General features: G+C 55.7%; 16 protein-coding genes. 13 read left to right on the top strand and 3 right to left on the bottom strand.

The annotated features are described in order from the left end of the window. Positions 1–9 precede the first annotated feature (9 nt). A complete protein-coding gene (gene mlaA, locus ACUTQ5_RS18300; protein ID WP_445652398.1) occupies positions 10–768 on the top strand; it encodes a phospholipid-binding lipoprotein MlaA in 759 nt (252 codons plus the stop codon). Between the two features lie 276 nt (positions 769–1,044). Here the strand turns inward: mlaA and fadL are convergent, their stop codons facing one another. Beyond that, complete coding sequence (gene fadL / locus ACUTQ5_RS18295) at positions 1,045–2,322, bottom strand: long-chain fatty acid transporter FadL (protein ID WP_445652397.1); 1,278 nt, start codon at positions 2,320–2,322, stop codon at positions 1,045–1,047. A gap of 405 nt (positions 2,323–2,727) precedes the next feature. On the opposite strand from fadL, the gene ACUTQ5_RS18290 reads away from it, so the two are divergent. The 4 genes from ACUTQ5_RS18290 to sixA all read left to right on the top strand — a co-directional run bounded on the left by ACUTQ5_RS18290 (position 2,728) and on the right by sixA (position 7,584). Then, positions 2,728–3,024 (top strand): YfcZ/YiiS family protein, encoded by a 297-nt coding sequence (locus ACUTQ5_RS18290; protein WP_445652396.1) that lies wholly within the window; start codon positions 2,728–2,730, stop codon positions 3,022–3,024. Positions 3,025–3,217: 193 nt separating this feature from the next. Then, positions 3,218–4,528 carry an acetyl-CoA C-acyltransferase FadI gene (gene fadI / locus ACUTQ5_RS18285; RefSeq protein ID WP_445652395.1) on the top strand — a complete coding sequence of 437 codons (1,311 nt, stop codon included), beginning with the start codon at positions 3,218–3,220 and terminating at the stop codon, positions 4,526–4,528. Beyond that, positions 4,528–6,696 carry a fatty acid oxidation complex subunit alpha FadJ gene (gene fadJ / locus ACUTQ5_RS18280; protein ID WP_445652394.1) on the top strand — a complete coding sequence of 723 codons (2,169 nt, stop codon included), beginning with the start codon at positions 4,528–4,530 and terminating at the stop codon, positions 6,694–6,696. The genes fadI and fadJ overlap by 1 nt, the downstream gene beginning before the upstream one ends. Before the next feature lie 405 nt (positions 6,697–7,101). Continuing rightward, the gene (gene sixA, locus ACUTQ5_RS18275; RefSeq protein ID WP_445652393.1) at positions 7,102–7,584 is read left to right on the top strand and encodes a phosphohistidine phosphatase SixA; all 483 of its coding nucleotides are present in this window, start codon (positions 7,102–7,104) and stop codon (positions 7,582–7,584) included. A 65-nt stretch (positions 7,585–7,649) separates the two neighbouring features. On the opposite strand, the gene smrB is transcribed toward sixA, so the two are convergent. Continuing rightward, entirely contained in the window at positions 7,650–8,180 is a 531-nt protein-coding gene (smrB, locus tag ACUTQ5_RS18270; protein ID WP_445652392.1) for an endonuclease SmrB, read from the bottom strand. A gap of 170 nt (positions 8,181–8,350) precedes the next feature. On the opposite strand from smrB, the gene prmB reads away from it, so the two are divergent. From prmB to ACUTQ5_RS18240, 6 genes are all read left to right on the top strand, one after another. Beyond that, entirely contained in the window at positions 8,351–9,283 is a 933-nt protein-coding gene (gene prmB, locus ACUTQ5_RS18265) for a 50S ribosomal protein L3 N(5)-glutamine methyltransferase (protein WP_261091318.1), read from the top strand. 62 nt (positions 9,284–9,345) lie between these two features. Continuing rightward, positions 9,346–10,431 carry a chorismate synthase gene (aroC, locus tag ACUTQ5_RS18260; RefSeq protein ID WP_012146087.1) on the top strand — a complete coding sequence of 362 codons (1,086 nt, stop codon included), beginning with the start codon at positions 9,346–9,348 and terminating at the stop codon, positions 10,429–10,431. A gap of 5 nt (positions 10,432–10,436) precedes the next feature. Then, on the top strand, positions 10,437–11,264 hold the full coding sequence (mepA, locus tag ACUTQ5_RS18255; RefSeq protein WP_445652391.1) for a penicillin-insensitive murein endopeptidase: 828 nt from the start codon (positions 10,437–10,439) through the stop codon (positions 11,262–11,264). 195 nt (positions 11,265–11,459) lie between these two features. Further along, positions 11,460–12,260 carry a sulfite exporter TauE/SafE family protein gene (locus tag ACUTQ5_RS18250; RefSeq protein WP_261123264.1) on the top strand — a complete coding sequence of 267 codons (801 nt, stop codon included), beginning with the start codon at positions 11,460–11,462 and terminating at the stop codon, positions 12,258–12,260. A 64-nt stretch (positions 12,261–12,324) separates the two neighbouring features. Then, entirely contained in the window at positions 12,325–12,882 is a 558-nt protein-coding gene (locus ACUTQ5_RS18245; RefSeq protein WP_445652390.1) for an elongation factor P hydroxylase, read from the top strand. A 159-nt stretch (positions 12,883–13,041) separates the two neighbouring features. Next, positions 13,042–13,323, top strand: coding sequence for a YfcL family protein (locus ACUTQ5_RS18240; protein ID WP_153859623.1), 282 nt, complete (start codon positions 13,042–13,044; stop codon positions 13,321–13,323). Positions 13,324–13,367: 44 nt separating this feature from the next. On the opposite strand, the gene mnmC is transcribed toward ACUTQ5_RS18240, so the two are convergent. Beyond that, positions 13,368–15,389, bottom strand: coding sequence for a bifunctional tRNA (5-methylaminomethyl-2-thiouridine)(34)-methyltransferase MnmD/FAD-dependent 5-carboxymethylaminomethyl-2-thiouridine(34) oxidoreductase MnmC (mnmC, locus tag ACUTQ5_RS18235; RefSeq protein WP_445652389.1), 2,022 nt, complete (start codon positions 15,387–15,389; stop codon positions 13,368–13,370). A gap of 170 nt (positions 15,390–15,559) precedes the next feature. On the opposite strand from mnmC, the gene fabB reads away from it, so the two are divergent. Both fabB and ACUTQ5_RS18225 read left to right on the top strand, forming a co-directional pair. Beyond that, a complete protein-coding gene (gene fabB / locus ACUTQ5_RS18230; protein WP_044552704.1) occupies positions 15,560–16,774 on the top strand; it encodes a beta-ketoacyl-ACP synthase I in 1,215 nt (404 codons plus the stop codon). 209 nt (positions 16,775–16,983) lie between these two features. Beyond that, positions 16,984–17,205, top strand: coding sequence for a hypothetical protein (locus tag ACUTQ5_RS18225; protein WP_445652388.1), 222 nt, complete (start codon positions 16,984–16,986; stop codon positions 17,203–17,205). Positions 17,206–17,368: the final 163 nt, after the last annotated feature.

The following is a 17,368-nucleotide window of genomic DNA, read 5'->3' as shown; positions in this document are numbered from 1 at the left end:
GAGAAAAATATGAACTTTCGCCTGACTGGGCTGGCTTTCACAACGGTGTTATTGGTGGGCTGTGCCAGCGCACCACAAGATGAACCACAAGGGCGATCCGATCCTCTGGAAGGATTTAACCGGACGATGTTCAACTTTAACTATAACGTCCTGGATCCGTACGTACTGCGCCCGGTGGCCGTGGCCTGGCGCAACTACCTGCCCATGCCGGCGCGTAATGGACTAAGCAACTTTACGTCTAACCTGGAAGAGCCGGCCAGCATGGTCAACTCCTTCCTGAAAGGCGACCCCTATAAGGGGATGATTCACTTTAACCGTTTCTTCCTCAACACCCTTCTGGGTATGGGCGGTCTGATCGACGTGGCCGGGATGGCTAATCCGAAACTGGCTCGCGAAGAGCCTAACCGTTTCGGCAGCACGCTGGGGCATTATGGCGTCGGCTACGGTCCTTATGTGATGTTGCCGGGCTACGGCAGTTTCACCCTGCGTGAAGAGGGCGGTGATTGGGCGGATACGGTTTATCCGGTGTTGAGCTACCTGACCTTCTGGATGTCGGCGGGTAAATGGGTGGTTGAAGGGATTGAAACCCGTGCCGAGCTGTTGGATTCCGACGGCCTGCTGCGCAACTCTTCCGATCCGTACCTGATGGTGCGCGAAGCCTACTTCCAGCGTAACGACTTCCTGGCGAACGGCGGCTCGCTGAAGCCGGAAGTTAACCCGAACGCTCAGGCGATCCAGGGCGATCTGGACGAGATCGACTCCCAGTAATCTCGCTTGGCGAAGAAAAAGAACCCGCTTTGATGGCGGGTTTTTTTATGCTTTGAGATTAACGGCAAAAAAAGCGCCCTAAGAAGGGCGCTCCAGACGGATGACAAACCTCATTCCTGCCCAGAGCGAGTAGAGGCCGATAAAGAAAAATCAGGAAAATCAATTTATTGATTTTCGGCTGTTCACCACAAAGCAGGAAAAACCACGCTTTTTCCTGCTTTGTCAGCAACCTAAAGCGCCCTAAGAAGGGCGCTCCTGGCTTCGTTATCGAAAAGATTAGAAGCGGTAGTTGAAGTTGGCACCGTACAGCCAGGCCTTGCCCACCGATTCGAAGGTGTATGGACCTTCTTTAATGGTGACTTTCTGACCGTGCATGTAGGAGATACCGACGTCAACCGAAGCGTCTTTGTTGAACGCGTAGCTGGTACCTGCGCTCAACCAGAAGCGGTCCTGATCCGGGATAGAGATAGAACGGTTCTGGGCCGGCACCGGGCTGTCATCGAAGGCGATACCGGTACGGAAGGTCCAGTTATCGTCGTAGAAGTAGGTAGTACCCAGTGCGATGCGGTAAGCGTCTTTAAAGCCTTCATGCTTCTCGAACAGCGTCTGGCCGTTGTTGCCGGTAGCTTTCAGCTCCTGGAACTGGCTCCAGCTGGTGTAAGCCAGGCTGTAGTGGATAGCCCACTGAGGTGCAACCTTGTTGTAACCTGAGATTTCCCACATTTCCGGCAGGTTCAGGGTCAGAGAGCCAGGAATGGTATTGCCATCGGTCCCCCATGGCAGACTGGTTCTTCCCTGCAGCGGGTTAAGGCGGGATGGAATGCTGCTTTTGTAGTCGCCGTCGAAGTCGACTTTCACTTCTGAACGATAAGTTAAGCCATAGCGGTTGTTTTCGTCGACTTCATACAGCAGGCCGGCGTTCCAGCCAAAGCCCCATTCATCGCCCTTCAGGTGAGAGATTTGAGTATCAGCTGGCATTCCGAGGGCTGCACCACTTTCACCGGCATAACGCTCAAGCTTGGCTTTGGCGTAAACCGCGTCAAAGCCCAGGCCGAAGCTGAATTGTTTGTTCAGACGGTAAGCACCGCTCAGGTTCAGGTTGACGGTGGTCAGGTCAGTTTTGCCACCGTAAGCCCCAGCGGTATAACCGTCGTTGAATTCGGTCGCCAGGCCGTAGTTGCTGGTGACCGAGCCACCCACGGCAAACTGATCGTTAATAGGTTGAACATAATGCAGGTTTGGCACCCAGGCGGTAGGGGCGATATTTTTAGAATCCAGGCTAGCACCGGAAGGTGACTTGCCGGAGATGTCTACATCCGGATCGATAAACACCGCACCTAGGGAGAGTTCCGGACGGGTGTACATCATCAGCAGGGCCGGGTTGCGGCTGGCGGAAGCTGCAGTATCCGCCATGGCGCCCTCGCCAGAATACGAACGTCCTAAACCAGCTGATGAAAACTCATTCAGCTGGAATCCTGCGGCAGACACGTTTGAAGAAATAATTGCCACTGCAGCTGCGAGAGCTGATTTAGTAAATAGGTTTTTCTGGCTCATGACCAAAACCTCATTATGTGTTTATTATTTAAACTATGTTACTTAGAGTAACAAGGAGCGCGGGATTGTAGGGTCCGTTATCATTCAGACAAATCAGACCAGTGGCTGAATTATAGGTCCGACCTGTGAGAATGTTGCAACATTGTTTTTAAAATATTTCCAAATTGATATCAAAAGAGAGATCTGGCTAACAAAAAACCAGCAGTGCATAACAAAATTCTTACCATTTCTTAGCAGACGACGATTTTCATTTGTGATTTCCATCACTTAAAACACCTATAAAAAGTAAGTGCTAGTGATCGGTTTCATCGCAGAGTAAAATGAGCGCAGAATCTTGTGTCTTTGCGCCAGTAGTTAAATGGCAATTTGGACTCGCGTAACGGCGGTCCCTGAGGAGAATGAATCATGTCAAACGCACTTAATAAATGTAGCGCCCAGGAAACTGCCGCTTGTTGCTGTGTTGATGTCGGTACCGTCATGGACAATACCGATTGCACCGCCTCCTACAACCAGGTTTTTGCTAATCAGCAAGATGCAGAGAAAATGCTGGCGGTGTTGACCGAAAAAGCCCGCGGCGTGGAATCTGACCCTTGCGACATCAGCAGTAGCATTAAACCGGTTGACGGTGGTGTGGAACTGGTGGCTGATTTCACCTTTGCCTGCCAGGCAGAAACCTTTATTTTCCAGCTTGGCCTGCGTTAATTGCTGCTTTAAAACGGTGCGGGGTTCACCCGCGCCGCTCGCTTCCTCCTCAACCCTCCTCTAGAAAGTTGCTCCTGCTCTCAGTTTTCACTTCTGCCGGTTTGCCAAATGTAAACATTTGGTTAACAATGACCCCATCAGGTCAGACCTCTTCTTGACCGTTGCGCTGGCGTTATTCTCTTCAGGAGCGTTTATGAGTAAGGCACTGCCATTGGTGACCCGTCACGGTGACCGTATTGCGATTGTAAATGGACTGCGCACCCCCTTTGCCAAACAGGCGACCGCTTATCACGGTATTCCAGCGGTGGATTTGGGTAAAACGGCGGTGAGTGAATTATTGGCCCGCAGCGGTATCGATCCTGCATTGATTGAACAACTGGTGTTCGGCCAGGTGGTGCAAATGCCTGAAGCACCGAATATCGCGCGTGAAATCGTGCTCGGCACCGGCATGAGTGTGCATACCGATGCCTACAGCGTGTCGCGTGCCTGTGCGACCAGCTTCCAGGCGATTGCCAACGTGGCGGAAAGCATCATGGCCGGCAGCATCAGTATCGGCATTGCCGGTGGCGCTGACTCTTCCTCCGTACTGCCTATTGGCGTCAGCAAGGCACTGGCGCGTACATTAGTGGACGTTAACAAGGCCCGCACTCTGTCGCAGCGCCTTAAGCTGTTCAGCCGACTGAAGTTCCGTGACCTGATGCCGGTTCCTCCGGCGGTGGCGGAATACTCTACGGGGCTGCGAATGGGCGATACCGCCGAACAAATGGCGAAAAGCCACGGCATCACCCGGGAAGAGCAGGATGCGCTGGCGCACCGCTCGCATCAGTTAGCGGCCAGAGCCTGGGAACAGGGACTGCTGCACGATGAGGTGATGACCGCCTACGTGCCGCCGTATCGCAGCCAAATTAGCGAAGACAACAACGTTCGCAAAGATTCCAGCCTGGCTTCCTACGCGAAGCTGAAACCGGCATTTGATCGCAAGCATGGCAGCGTTACTGCAGCCAACAGCACCCCCCTGACCGACGGTGCGGCGGCGGTGCTGATGATGAGCGAGTCGCGGGCGAAAGAGTTGGGCCTACAACCGCTAGGTTATCTGCGCAGCTTTGCCTTCTCTGCCATCGACGTGTGGGAAGATATGTTGCTTGGGCCGTCCTACGCTACACCGCTGGCATTGGATCGCGCCGGTATCGGCCTGGCAGACTTGGCGCTTATCGACATGCATGAAGCTTTCGCCGCGCAAACCCTGGCCAACCTGAAGATGTTTGCCAGCGACGAATTTGCTCAGAAAAAGCTGGGCCGCAGCCGGGCGATTGGCGAAGTGGACATGGAAAAATTCAACGTATTGGGCGGCTCGATCGCCTACGGCCACCCGTTTGCCGCTACCGGCGCGCGTATGATCACCCAAACGCTGCACGAGCTGAAACGCCGTGGTGGCGGGTTGGGATTGACCACCGCCTGCGCGGCCGGGGGGTTAGGAGCCGCAATGATCGTAGAGGTGGAATAATGAGCTTTGAAAACGCATTGCACGAACAACGAGCCAAACCTTCAGCCTTTCAACTGACGATACGTCCGGACAACATTGGTGTGATCACCATTGATGTCCCCGGCGAGAAGGTGAATACGTTAAAGGCCGAATTTGTCGAACAGGTCAACGACGTCCTGATCCGCGCGCAGCAGCATCCAGCGCTGGAAGGCCTGGTGATCATTTCCGGCAAGCCGGACTCATTCATTGCCGGTGCGGATATCACAATGATTGCCGCCTGTAGCACTGCCAAAGAAGCCGAAACGTTGGCGAAAAAAGGCCAAAGTACCCTGGCGCAGATTGCTGCGTTTCAGGTTCCGGTCGTAGCGGCCATTCACGGCGCCTGTCTGGGCGGCGGGTTGGAGCTGGCTTTGGCCTGCCACGGCCGCGTCTGTTCACTGGATGACAAAACCGCACTGGGCCTGCCGGAAGTTCAGTTGGGCTTACTGCCGGGCTCCGGCGGTACTCAGCGCTTGCCGCGGTTAATTGGTGCCAGCAAGGCGCTGGACATGATCCTGACTGGCAAACACATTCGGGCGCGTCAGGCGCTGCGTTTGGGGCTGGTGGACGATGCGGTGCCACAGTCGATCCTGCTGCAGATCGCCATCGAACGAGTCAAACAGGGCTGGCAGAGCCGACGTGAATTGCCATGGCAGGAGCGTTTGCTCAACGGCCCACTGGGTAAAAGCCTGCTGTTCAGCATTGTACGCAAGAAAACGCTGGCAAAAACGCATGGCAACTATCCAGCGGCGGAACGCATTATTCAGGTGGTTCGTACCGGTCTGGATCACGGTAGCGCCAGCGGTTATGAAGCCGAGGCCAAGGCCTTCGGCGAGCTGGCGATGACGCCACAGTCGGCGGCGTTACGCAGCCTATTTTTTGCCTCTACCGCGTTGAAGAAAGAACGTGGTGGCAATGCGCAACCTCATGCATTGCAGCGTATCGGTATTCTGGGTGGTGGCTTGATGGGCGGCGGGATTGCCTGCGTGACCGCTACGCGCGGCGGCTTGCCGGTGCGAATTAAAGACGTCAACGAAACGGGCATTAACCACGCGTTAAAATACAGTTGGGACGTGCTCAGCAAACGGGTTCGCAGTAAACGCATGCGCCCGGCTGAGCGACAAAAACAGATGATGCTGATCTCCGGCTCGACCGATTACACCGGTTTTGATCAGGTGGACGTGGTGATTGAGGCGGTGTTTGAAGATTTGTCGCTCAAGCAGCAGATGGTGGCCGAGATCGAGCAATATGCGGCCCCGCACACTATTTTTGCCTCCAATACTTCTTCGCTGCCGATTGGCCAAATTGCCGCTTTGGCGCAGCGGCCGGAGCAGGTGATTGGCCTGCATTATTTCAGCCCGGTCGATAAAATGCCGCTGGTAGAGGTGATCCCGCACGCTACCACCAGCGAAGAAACCATTGCCACCACCGTGGCATTGGCACAAAAGCAGGGCAAGACGGCGATTGTGGTTGCCGATCGCGCCGGTTTCTATGTTAACCGCATTCTGGCACCTTATATAAATGAGGCGACTCGTTGCCTGCTGGAAGGTGAACCGATCGAAGCGCTGGACAAGGCGCTGGTCGATTTCGGCTTCCCGGTTGGGCCGATTACCCTGCTGGATGAAGTGGGCATCGATGTCGGCACCAAGATTATCCCGGTATTGGTGGAACAGTTGGGCCCGCGCTTTGCCGCTCCAGCCGCCTTTGATGCGGTGTTGAAAGACGGGCGTAAAGGGCGCAAAAACGGCCGTGGTTTCTATCTCTATCCCAGTGAAGGCCAGCAACGTCAACGGAGCAACAAGCGCGCCGATACCTCGGTCTATCTTTTGCTGGGCATTACACCGAAGTCGCATTTACAACCGGCCGTCATCGCTCAGCGTTGCGTAATGATGATGCTCAATGAAGCCGCACGTTGTCTGGATGAAGGCGTGATCCGCAGCGCGCGCGACGGCGATATCGGCGCGGTGTTCGGCATTGGCTTCCCACCGTTCCTTGGCGGGCCATTCCGCTATATGGATCAGTTGGGGGCCGAGAAGGTGGTTAAAACGCTGGAGTATCTGCAGCGGCAGCACGGTGAATATTTTGCGCCTTGCGAACGCCTGCTGCGCATGGCTCAGCAGGGTGAACGTTTCTATCCGCAGGGGACCTGAGCGGCGCGGCGACGTGATTTGTACTAGAGTAGGATCAAGGTTGCATGTGATCACTATCACTCCTTGCAATACCGATAATCCCTGACCCTATACAGGGAGATAGGGACGAGGTAACGTAGCCTGATGGCGGTGAAAGGCTGATCGCCATCTATAAAATTCATGATGAGAAGGTTAAAATTTAACCTGTTGAATTGGTTGTTATGTGAGCATTGAATTCGTATCGGAACGCTATTGATGTAAAAAACAGCGTTTTCTTTACGTGAACTTTCAGGCAAAATGCCCGGCCGCCATAAAGAGACGGCGCGTTATCGTTTCAAAGCTTTTGCTTTGGGGTTGTAAAACTCGGCGATACAGCACGCTCGGCGTTTCTGTATAGCGTTATTTTGTCAACAACAGCGGTGCAATATGCAAGTTTTGATTATGCGTCACGGAGAGGCGGCACTCGATGCGGCCAGCGATTCGGTAAGACCTCTTACTGTTTGTGGCCGTGATGAGTCACGTCAGATGGCGGCCTGGTTAAATACCAAGTCTGTGGATATTGAACGAGTGCTGGTCAGCCCTTATCTGCGGGCCGAGCAGACGCTGGCCACGGTGCGTGAAGCCTTGACCTTGCCGGCGAGCGAAGAAGTGCTGCCTGAGCTGATGCCGGGCGGGGATGCCAGCCTGGTGGGCAGTTATTTGCAGGCGCTGGCGCAGCAGGGGATCAGCTCGGTGCTGATCGTCTCTCACTTACCGCTGGTGGGTTACCTGGTGGCTGAGCTTTGCCCGGGTGAATGTCCGCCGATGTTTGCCACCTCGGCAATTGCCAACGTTGATTTGGCGGCTGACGGTAGCTGCGGTAAGTTTGAATGGCAGGTCAGTCCGTCGCAGGTGATGGCAAAAGTGTAGGGGCGGCAGGCCGGTTCCAAACAAAAGGGCGATGTTCAAGATCGCCCTTTTGTCATTTCTGCGGTTTACTCGGCCAGTTCGACCAGCAGCAAGATGGCTGCAGTACCGCCCCATTCCTTGGGGGCCTGATGGAACACCAGCACGTCGGGATGCTGCGCCAGCCACAGTGGAGTTTGCTGTTTCAGGATATGCTTGCCGTGGCCGTGCATTACACAGGCACAGTGCACGTGTTCGCGTCGGCAAGCGGCGATCAATGCACCGAGTTCCTGCTTGGCCTGCATTTGGGTCAGGCCGTGCAAATCGAGAAACAGCTCTGGTGAATAGTCACCGCGACGCAGTTTTTTCAGCTCAAAAGCACTGTAACCGGGGCGCACATAGCGCGTCGGGCCTTCCTCTTCCAACTGCGGTTGGTACTCATCCGAGAAATAATAACTGGCGTCTACTTGTTCCTGCAGCAGGCGCTGCGGGGCAATCTGTTTGGTTTTTGGCTTGGGTTTACGGTGGACAATGGTGTCCTGACGCAGCTTTTTTGCGTCTACTACCGACTCTCTGAAGAGCTGCAATTCATCTTTGCTCAGAGGGAGCTTGTTCTTCATTTTTCATTCACCGGAAATCATTTATCGCGGTAGTTTACCGTGTCGCGGGTATCTGTCGACGCAAAAATCGCGCCAAAATGAAAAGCGCAAGGGGTTAGCGTGATTTGTCGCGGGCTTCATGGCAAACTATGCGGCTAAATCATGAATTACAGTGCCTGCCGGAGGGCAAATTGGACAAAATTTTCGTCGAGGAAGCAGTGAACGAACTGCACACCATTCAGGATATGCTGCGTTGGACGGTAAGCCGTTTTAACGCCGCTGATATCTACTATGGTCACGGAACCGATAATCCGTGGGACGAAGCGGTGCAATTGGTGCTGCCAAGCCTGTTCCTGCCGTTGGATATTCCTGAGGACATGCACACCGCACGTTTGACCTCCAGCGAGCGCCACCGCATCGTTGAACGCGTGATCCGCCGCGTCAACGAGCGCATCCCGGTCGCCTACCTGACCAACAAAGCCTGGTTCTGCGACCTGGAGTTTTATGTCGATGAGCGTGTGCTGGTACCGCGTTCCCCGATTGGCGAACTGATTAACGATCGCTTCAGTGCATTGATCCCTCATTCGCCGAGCCATATTCTCGACATGTGTACCGGCAGTGGCTGTATCGCCATTGCCTGCGGCTACGCTTTCCCGGAGGCGGAAGTGGACGCGGTAGACATCTCCGCCGACGTGCTGGCGGTGACCGAGCGCAATATTCAGGCGCTGGGTGTTGAACAACAGGTGACTCCGATCCGTTCCGATCTGTTCCGCGATCTTCCGGCGATCCAGTACGATCTGATTGTCACCAATCCACCGTATGTCGATGCAGAAGACATGTCCGATCTGCCGGAAGAGTTCCGCTTTGAACCTGAACTGGGTCTGGCGGCGGGTAGCGACGGCCTGAAGCTGGTGCGTCGCATTCTGGCCTGCGCGCCGGATTACCTGAGCGACGATGGCGTGCTGATTTGTGAAGTGGGTAACAGCATGGTACATCTGATGGAACAGTATCCGGATATTCCGTTCAGCTGGCTGGAGTTCGAAAACGGCGGTGACGGGGTGTTCATGCTGACCAAACAGCAACTGGTAGATTGCAAAGAGCATTTCAGCCTCTACCGCAGCTAAGCATTCTCCGGGCCTGTCCTCGCGGGCCCAGCAAAGATAATAATTAAGGGTAAGGATCCGCGATGGCAGGAAACAGTATTGGACAGATTTTCCGCGTCACCACATTTGGTGAATCTCACGGTGTGGCGCTGGGCTGTATCGTAGACGGTGTGCCGCCGGGCATTCCGCTTACCGAAGCTGATTTGCAGCACGATCTTGACCGCCGTCGTCCGGGCACCTCTCGTTATACCACCCAACGCCGTGAGCCGGATCAGGTTCGTATTCTTTCCGGCGTGTTTGAAGGCGTGACCACCGGTACCAGTATCGGGCTGATAATCGAAAACACCGACCAGCGCTCGCAGGACTACGGTGCCATTAAAGACGTGTTCCGTCCGGGACATGCAGACTATACCTACGAACAAAAATACGGCGTGCGCGACTACCGTGGCGGCGGCCGTTCTTCGGCGCGTGAAACGGCCATGCGTGTTGCAGCAGGGGCGATTGCCAAGAAATACCTGCAGCAGAAATTTGGCGTACAGGTGCGTGGTTACCTGGCGCAGATCGGCGACGTGGTCTGTGAGCTGAAAGACTGGGAGCAGGTCGAACAGAACCCGTTCTTCTGTCCTGACCCAGACAAGCTTGAAGCCCTGGATGAACTGATGCGCGCCTTGAAGAAAGAGGGCGACTCTATTGGCGCCAAGGTCAGCGTAGTGGCAGAAAACGTGCCGGTTGGCCTTGGTGAACCGGTGTTTGACCGCCTTGACGCGGATTTGGCGCATGCGCTGATGAGCATCAATGCGGTAAAAGGTGTGGAAATTGGCGACGGCTTTAGCGTTGTGACCAAGCGCGGCAGCGAAAACCGCGACGAAATCACACCGGAGGGTTTCCAGAGCAACCATGCGGGCGGCATCCTCGGCGGTATCAGCAGCGGGCAGGCGGTGATAGCCCATCTGGCGCTGAAACCGACCTCCAGCATTATGGTGCCGGGCAGAACCATCAACCGCCAGGGTGAAGCCGTGGAGATGGTCACCCGTGGTCGCCATGATCCTTGCGTCGGTATCCGTGCGGTACCGATCGCCGAAGCGATGATGGCGATTGTGCTGATGGATCACCTGTTGCGCCAACGTGCGCAAAATGGTGATGTGGTTTCTAACGTTCCACGCTGGTAATCACCATGAAAAACTGGATGTTGGGCATCCTTGCCCTGATGGCCTCGGGCTCCGCCATGGCGTTGACGCCGTGGCAGAAAATCGGGAGCCCGGTGGCCGGTGCGCCGCAGGCGGTGGGCGGTTTTGCCAATGGTTGTATTATCGGTGCTCAGCCGTTGCCGCTGAACTCGCCGGATTATCAGGTGATGCGCCCCGATCAACGCCGCTACTTCGGCCACCCGGATCTGCTGGCGTTTATCCAGCGTCTGAGCAGCAAGGCGAGCCAAAAAAACCTCGGTACGGTACTGATTGGCGATATGGCGATGCCGGCCGGCGGGCGCTTCAGCAGCGGTCATGCCAGCCATCAGTCCGGACTGGATGTCGACATTTGGTTACAGTTGCCGCGTCAGCGCTGGAGTGCTCAGCAATTGCTGAAGCCGCAACCGATCGATTTGGTTTCCAGCGATGGCAAGCAGGTGGTTGCGCGCCAGTGGCAACCGCAGATTGAAACTTTAATCAAAGCAGCGGCGCAGGATCAGGAAGTGACGCGTATCTTCGTCAACCCGGCGATCAAGCAGCGCCTGTGCCTGGATGCCGGTGCCGATCGGGAATGGTTGCACAAGGTGCGGCCGTGGTTCGGGCATCGTGCGCACATGCATGTGCGCCTGCGTTGTCCGGCCGGTAGCCTGGAGTGTAAAGAACAGGATACCCCACCGCCAGGTGACGGCTGCGGTGCTGAATTGGCAAGTTGGTTCATCCCGCATCAGCCGAGTGCCAAGCCGGGTAAACCGGTGCCGCCGCCATTACCACCTACCTGTCAGGCTTTGCTGAATAATCATTTCGCTGCGGAATAATATACCCAAACTAATTGGAGTTGCATCACAACAAAGCCACGACTTTGTTGAACAGCGCTTGCGCTGGCCCCAACGGGGCGAGGCTTTGCCGAGTAACGCGGTAAGGGAATGAATCCCGATGAGCTTACATGAGTAAGTGATTCGGGTGAGTGAGTGCAACTAACACAGATGCAGCTTCAAGTAAGAGGGGTATAAATGGATTGGTTTGTCGTTGGCCCCGAGATGCTCGGGGTTTTGTTTGTGGTGGCATTGTTGGCGGGCTTTATTGACTCTATCGCTGGTGGGGGGGGGTTGTTGACCGTGCCGGCGCTGCTGGCGGTGGGAGTGTCTCCTGCACAGGCGCTGGCGACCAATAAACTGCAGTCGGTGGGCGGTTCCTTATCCGCCAGTCTGTACTTCATCCGCCGACGAGCCGTTGATCTCAACGATCAAAAACTGACCATACTGTTGGCGCTGATCGGTTCTGTCGCCGGGGCGATCCTGGTGCAGCACATGCGTGCCGATCTGCTGCGGCAAATGTTGCCGTTACTGGTGATCGGCATCGGCCTGTACTTCCTGCTGACCCCGCGTCTGGGGGAAAGTGACCGGCAGCGCCGTTTGAGCGCCTTGCCGTTCGGGCTGGTGGCCGGGGGCTGCGTGGGTTTTTATGACGGCTTCTTTGGCCCTGGCGCCGGTTCCTTCTACGCGCTGGCCTATGTGACGCTGTGTGGCTTTAACCTGGCCAAATCCACCGCCCATGCCAAGGTGCTGAACTTCACTTCCAACTTTGGCAGCCTGGTGTTGTTTATCATTGGCGGCAAGGTGGTGTGGAGTATCGGTCTGGTGATGCTGGTAGGGCAGGTGCTGGGGGCGCGGCTCGGGGCGCATATGGTGATGACCCGTGGGCAAAAGCTGATCCGCCCAATGATCGTCATCGTTTCGCTGGTGATGAGCTGCAAGCTGTTGTACGACAATCACGGTACGGAAATTCAGCAGTGGCTGGCATTGCATATTTAGCATGCCAAGCGAGCGCTAAAGTGAAATAATTGCCGCTTTATTTTTGTGGTTACTGGATTTGTTTATGTCAGACACACAGGCTACCCATCAATATGAACAGCTGATTGATATCTTTAATCAGTGCTTCAGTGATGATTACAACACCCGGCTGGTTAAAGGCGACGATGAGCCGATTTATTTGCCGGCCGACGACCAACTGCCGTACCACCGCATTGTCTTTGCCCATGGCTATTATGCCAGCGGCATGCATGAGATTTCTCACTGGTGCATTGCCGGTGAGCAGCGCCGTAAACTGGTCGACTTCGGTTACTGGTACTGCCCGGACGGGCGCGACGCACAGACGCAAAGCGAATTCGAAGCGGTAGAAGTTAAACCGCAGTCGCTGGAGTGGATGTTCTGTGTGGCGGCCGGTTTCCCGTTCAATGTCAGCTGCGACAACCTGAACGGTGACTGCGAACCGGATCGCATTGCCTTCCAGCGTAAGGTGCGCGAACGGGTATTGTTGCTGTTGGAACAGGGAATACCCACAAGACCTGCGCGCTTTATTCAGGCGTTACAATCGTTTTACAATACGCCACCGCTGACGGCGGAGCATTTTCCCTATCCGGAAGATCTCAACTGACTATAGTTTAACTGAAAATAGATACCCAATAGCTTTCAAGCTGTAGCTAGGCGGCAAGCAAACAAATCCCCAGGAGCTTACTCAGGTAAGTGACTGGGGTGCGTGAGCGCAGCTAACAACGCTAGAGTTTGAAAGATGAAGGGTATGAGAGGAAATTTGATGATCGCAGAATTTGAAGCGCGCATTTTGGCGCTGATTGATGACATGGTAGAGCACGCCAGCGATGATGAACTGTTTGCCGGTGGCTACCTGCGCGGTCATCTGACGCTGGCGGTTGCCGAAGTAGAAGAACTGGGTGAGCACAGCGCCGAAGCGCTGAAAGCGCAAGTGGAAAGCAGCCTGCATAAAGCCATTGCCGCGGGTGAACTGTCGCCGCCGGACCAGGTATTGGTGTATGGCATGTGGGAAAATCTGTACCAAACTGCACTGCCGACCGCCTGATCCGCGTTACAAGGCGCTGATAACAGCGCCTTGTAAAACTGCCATTAAACCGCACGCCCCTTCAGCAGTTTTCTTACCCACATCCGGTTCGGATTCAATGCCGCCAACATTTCTGCGTCGCCCGGCAAGGGTTCGCCGAACAGCTGCGCCGCCAAAATTTCCGCCGCCAGCGGTGCCGAGCACAACCCACGTGAACCCAACGCGCCAATCACAAACAGATTTGGATAGCCTGGCGCATTGGCAATAGCCTCGCCGCGTTGATGCTGGCGTTGCAGATGCTGATACTGCGTCACAGTCGTCTGATAGTCTGGCACCGCGCCAATCATCGGCAGGTGATCGCGGGTGGCGCTACGCACGCCGCAACGGGCCTGCTGACCGCTGACATCAACCTGCGCAGGCCAGGCCTGGTCCGGCAGGCAGCGCAGCAGGCGAGCACGGTTGTCCTGCTGTTCTTCCTCGCGGTATTCGGTGTTGGTTTCGCCGCGCTGGTAGCTGGCACCGATACAGTGCTGTTGGTTGTTAGCATTGACCGGCGTCAGGTAGCCGTCATAACACAGCACCTGTTTCAATTTGCTCAATGCCGGGGTGGTGGGAATGTGGGATACCTGACCGCGTACCGCATAAACCGGCAGCGTTTCACTGGGCGCCAGTTCACCAAGCCGGTGACCGCTGGCCAGGATCACCGTCGCATGCTGTCGGGTTTCATCCTGGCCGAAATTGAGCTGCCAGCTGCTGTCGGTGGCGGTCAGGGCCTTGACGTCAGACTCATAGTGACAGCTCAATCCTTGACGTTGCGCCAGAGCAATGGCATTGCGTGTCAGTTCGGCAGGGCACAGCCAGCCACCCTGTGGGTAGTTAATGCCGCCAAAACCACTGTCGATACCACACAGGGCGCTGAGCGTGGTGCGATCGGCCGCCATGGCCAGTGACTGCGGCCATTCCACCGCCAGCATGTTGGCAATCTTCCCGGCACTTTTTTCATCATAGGCCAATTGGCTGACGCCACACCACTGGTGGTCAAACGCCACGCCCTGTTTTACCAGTGTGTCGTACTGGCGGCGGGCAAAAAGGAAAGCGGCGCTGAAGAAATTCTCCAGGGCATCGCCGCGACCGTTCAGCAATGGATAAAGCGCTCCCTGACGGTTTCCCGATGCCCCTTCGGCCGGCTGTGGATCGGCACAGTACAGCGTGACCTTCGCACCACGGCGCAGCAAGGCGAGGGCAGTCAAGGCGCTGGCAACGCCGCCGCCAATGATAGCGATATCGTCGGTATTGTCTGCTGCCGGGCGCAGTAACCAGGGCGTGGGGTGGGCAACCGCTGGCGCATCGGTAGGCAACTCGCCAATCAGCATTTCACGTTTCTGGCCGAAACCTTTGCTTTTTATTACTTCAAATCCGGCCTGTTGCAGCCCGCGCCGCACAAAACCTGCGGCAGTGAAGGTGGCCAGGCTCCCCCCCGGCCGGGCAAAGCGTGCCATGGCGGCAAACAGCTGTTCGGTCCACATATCCGGATTTTTCGATGGGGCGAAACCGTCGAGGAACCAGGCGTCGATTTGACGGTGCATGCTGGCGTCGAAGTGCGGCAGTAACTCGTTCACGTCACCGAACCACAGATCCAGCGTAATGCGGCCTTCCGCCAGCAACAGGCGATGGCAGCCCGGCAGCGGCAACGGCCATTGGGCGCGTAACTCGTCGGCATAGGGCGCCAGCTCCGGCCAACGGGCATGTGCTGCCGCCAGATCGGCCTGCAGCAGCGGGAATTTTTCAAAGCTGATAAAGTGCAGCCGCTGCAGCGTGGCATCCGGCGTTGTGGCATGAAAAGCGGTAAAGGCCTGCCACAGCGTTAAAAAATTAAGCCCGGTGCCGAAGCCGGTTTCCGCCACGATAAACAGCGGGCGAGGGTGTTCGGCAAAACGTGGCGGCAGCCGGTTGCCCTTGAGAAACACGTAGCGGGTTTCTTCCAGCCCATCCTGATTGGAAAAGTAGACGTCATCAAACTGTTTCGAAACAGGTGTACCCTGTTCATTCCAGGATAACGCTGCGGTTTGGATCGGGGCGTGGCTCACGGTTGGTTGCTCGTAACTCAAGGGGTGACGGGATTCTAACGGCGCTGGCGCTATGGCGCAAACTGGATAAGAATAAAGCTGAAAAACGCTGATCGGACTTGTTCGGCGTACATCTGTACGCTAAAGTGCGAGGCAAAATCCCGAATGTAAAAATGTGGAAGAGGTACTGAATGAAACGTGCAGTGATTACTGGCCTGGGAATCGTCTCCAGCATTGGTAACAACCAGCAGGAGGTCCTGGCGAGCCTGCAGGAAGGACGTTCTGGGATCACTTTCTCCCAGGAGCTGAAAGATTCCGGCATGCGTAGTCACGTATGGGGCGATGTTAAACTGGACACTACCGGTCTGATCGACCGTAAAGTGATGCGCTTTATGAGCGATGCGTCCGTTTATGCCTATCTTTCCATGGAGGAAGCCATCAAGGACTCAGGTCTGGCTGCCGATCAGGTTTCCAACGATCGCACCGGTCTGGTAGTTGGCTCAGGTGGCGGCTCACCGCGCAACCAGGTTGCCGGATCCGACGGCATGCGTGCCAAAGGCCTGCGCGGCGTTGGCCCGTACATGGTGACCAAGGCCATGGCTTCAGGCGTTTCCGCTTGCCTGGCAACTCCGTTCAAAATTCGTGGCGTTAACTATTCCATCAGCTCTGCCTGCGCAACCTCTGCACACTGCATTGGTCACGCGGTTGAACTGATCCAACTGGGCAAGCAGGACGTGGTCTTTGCCGGCGGCGGCGAAGAGCTGTGCTGGGAAATGGCCTGTGAGTTCGATGCTATGGGCGCTCTGTCCACCAGTTATAACGATACCCCGGAAAAAGCTTCTCGTACTTACGACTCTGCGCGTGACGGTTTCGTCATCGCCGGCGGCGGCGGTATGGTGGTGGTTGAAGAGCTGGAACACGCTTTGGCGCGTGGTGCGCACATCTATGCTGAAATCATCGGCTACGGTGCGACCTCCGACGGTGCCGACATGGTGGCTCCATCAGGTGAAGGCGCGGTGCGCTGCATGAAGATGGCGCTGCAAGGCGTTGATACCCCAATCGACTACATGAACGTTCACGGCACCTCCACGCCGGTCGGCGACGTGAAAGAGCTGGGTGCCATTCGCGAAGTGTTTGGCGACAACACCCCGGCAATCTCCTCCACCAAGGCCATGACCGGTCACTCACTGGGTGCCGCCGGCGTGCAGGAAGCGATCTACAGCCTGCTGATGGTTGAGCACGGCTTTATTGCGCCGAGCATCAACATCGATAACCTGGATGAGAAAGCCGCAGGCATGAACATCGTGACTCAGCCGACTCAACGCGAGTTGACCACCGTGATGTCCAACAGCTTCGGTTTCGGCGGCACCAACGCCACGCTGGTAATGCGCAAGCTGCAGAAGTAATTCCGGCCTTAAGGTTGTGGATCAAGCCCGCGTTTTCGCGGGCTTTTTAATGCCTGTCGATCCTGCAGGGGGCCGCTCGGAGTTATCTCAAATTACATCTTCTGACGGATCATTAACGCTTCGTTCAGCCTTTTGCGCATACAATGGCTCAATAGCGCGAATATCACTCGGTGTGGTATTTCAGAGTGATCGAACATTGAGGCAATAGTATGAAAAAGTTAATTGCAGTTGGGCTGCTGTCGGTATTTTTGGCTGGGTGCGCGACCAATTCCCCTTGTGTCCCGGTCTATGATGATCAGGGTCGTTTGGTGCACACTAACACCTGTATGAAAGGTACCACTCAGGATAACTGGGAAACCGCAGGCGCTATCGCCGGTGGTGCCGCGGCGGTTGCCGGTCTGACGCTGGGTATTATTGCGTTGACCAAATAACCTTCCGTCGGAGAGTCTCCCCGTATCAAGCCCAGCCTCCGCGCTGGGTTTTTCTTTGGCTGAGCCACCGCCGGTTGATTGATATCAAAGTATTTTTATTTCCAGCCCGTTGGCAAACACGGCTTTGTCAGCGGGTGTAAATTCCATTCCTGCGCAAGCACTT

This window comes from Serratia sp. NA_112.1 (genome assembly GCF_052691715.1).
Note: the sequence above shows the minus strand (reverse complement) of the source record. Positions and strands in the feature narration are given on the sequence as shown.

What these genes read in the sequence shown, in the direction of transcription:
- mlaA (WP_445652398.1), top strand. Translation starts at nt 10, where the DNA reads ATGAACTTTCGCCTGACTGGGCTGGCTTTCACAACGGTGTTATTGGTG.
- fadL (WP_445652397.1), bottom strand. Translation starts at nt 2,322, where the DNA reads ATGAGCCAGAAAAACCTATTTACTAAATCAGCTCTCGCAGCTGCAGTG.
- ACUTQ5_RS18290 (WP_445652396.1), top strand. Translation starts at nt 2,728, where the DNA reads ATGTCAAACGCACTTAATAAATGTAGCGCCCAGGAAACTGCCGCTTGT.
- fadI (WP_445652395.1), top strand. Translation starts at nt 3,218, where the DNA reads ATGAGTAAGGCACTGCCATTGGTGACCCGTCACGGTGACCGTATTGCG.
- fadJ (WP_445652394.1), top strand. Translation starts at nt 4,528, where the DNA reads ATGAGCTTTGAAAACGCATTGCACGAACAACGAGCCAAACCTTCAGCC.
- sixA (WP_445652393.1), top strand. Translation starts at nt 7,102, where the DNA reads ATGCAAGTTTTGATTATGCGTCACGGAGAGGCGGCACTCGATGCGGCC.
- smrB (WP_445652392.1), bottom strand. Translation starts at nt 8,180, where the DNA reads ATGAAGAACAAGCTCCCTCTGAGCAAAGATGAATTGCAGCTCTTCAGA.
- aroC (WP_012146087.1), top strand. Translation starts at nt 9,346, where the DNA reads ATGGCAGGAAACAGTATTGGACAGATTTTCCGCGTCACCACATTTGGT.
- mepA (WP_445652391.1), top strand. Translation starts at nt 10,437, where the DNA reads ATGAAAAACTGGATGTTGGGCATCCTTGCCCTGATGGCCTCGGGCTCC.
- ACUTQ5_RS18250 (WP_261123264.1), top strand. Translation starts at nt 11,460, where the DNA reads ATGGATTGGTTTGTCGTTGGCCCCGAGATGCTCGGGGTTTTGTTTGTG.
- ACUTQ5_RS18245 (WP_445652390.1), top strand. Translation starts at nt 12,325, where the DNA reads ATGTCAGACACACAGGCTACCCATCAATATGAACAGCTGATTGATATC.
- ACUTQ5_RS18240 (WP_153859623.1), top strand. Translation starts at nt 13,042, where the DNA reads ATGATCGCAGAATTTGAAGCGCGCATTTTGGCGCTGATTGATGACATG.
- fabB (WP_044552704.1), top strand. Translation starts at nt 15,560, where the DNA reads ATGAAACGTGCAGTGATTACTGGCCTGGGAATCGTCTCCAGCATTGGT.
- ACUTQ5_RS18225 (WP_445652388.1), top strand. Translation starts at nt 16,984, where the DNA reads ATGAAAAAGTTAATTGCAGTTGGGCTGCTGTCGGTATTTTTGGCTGGG.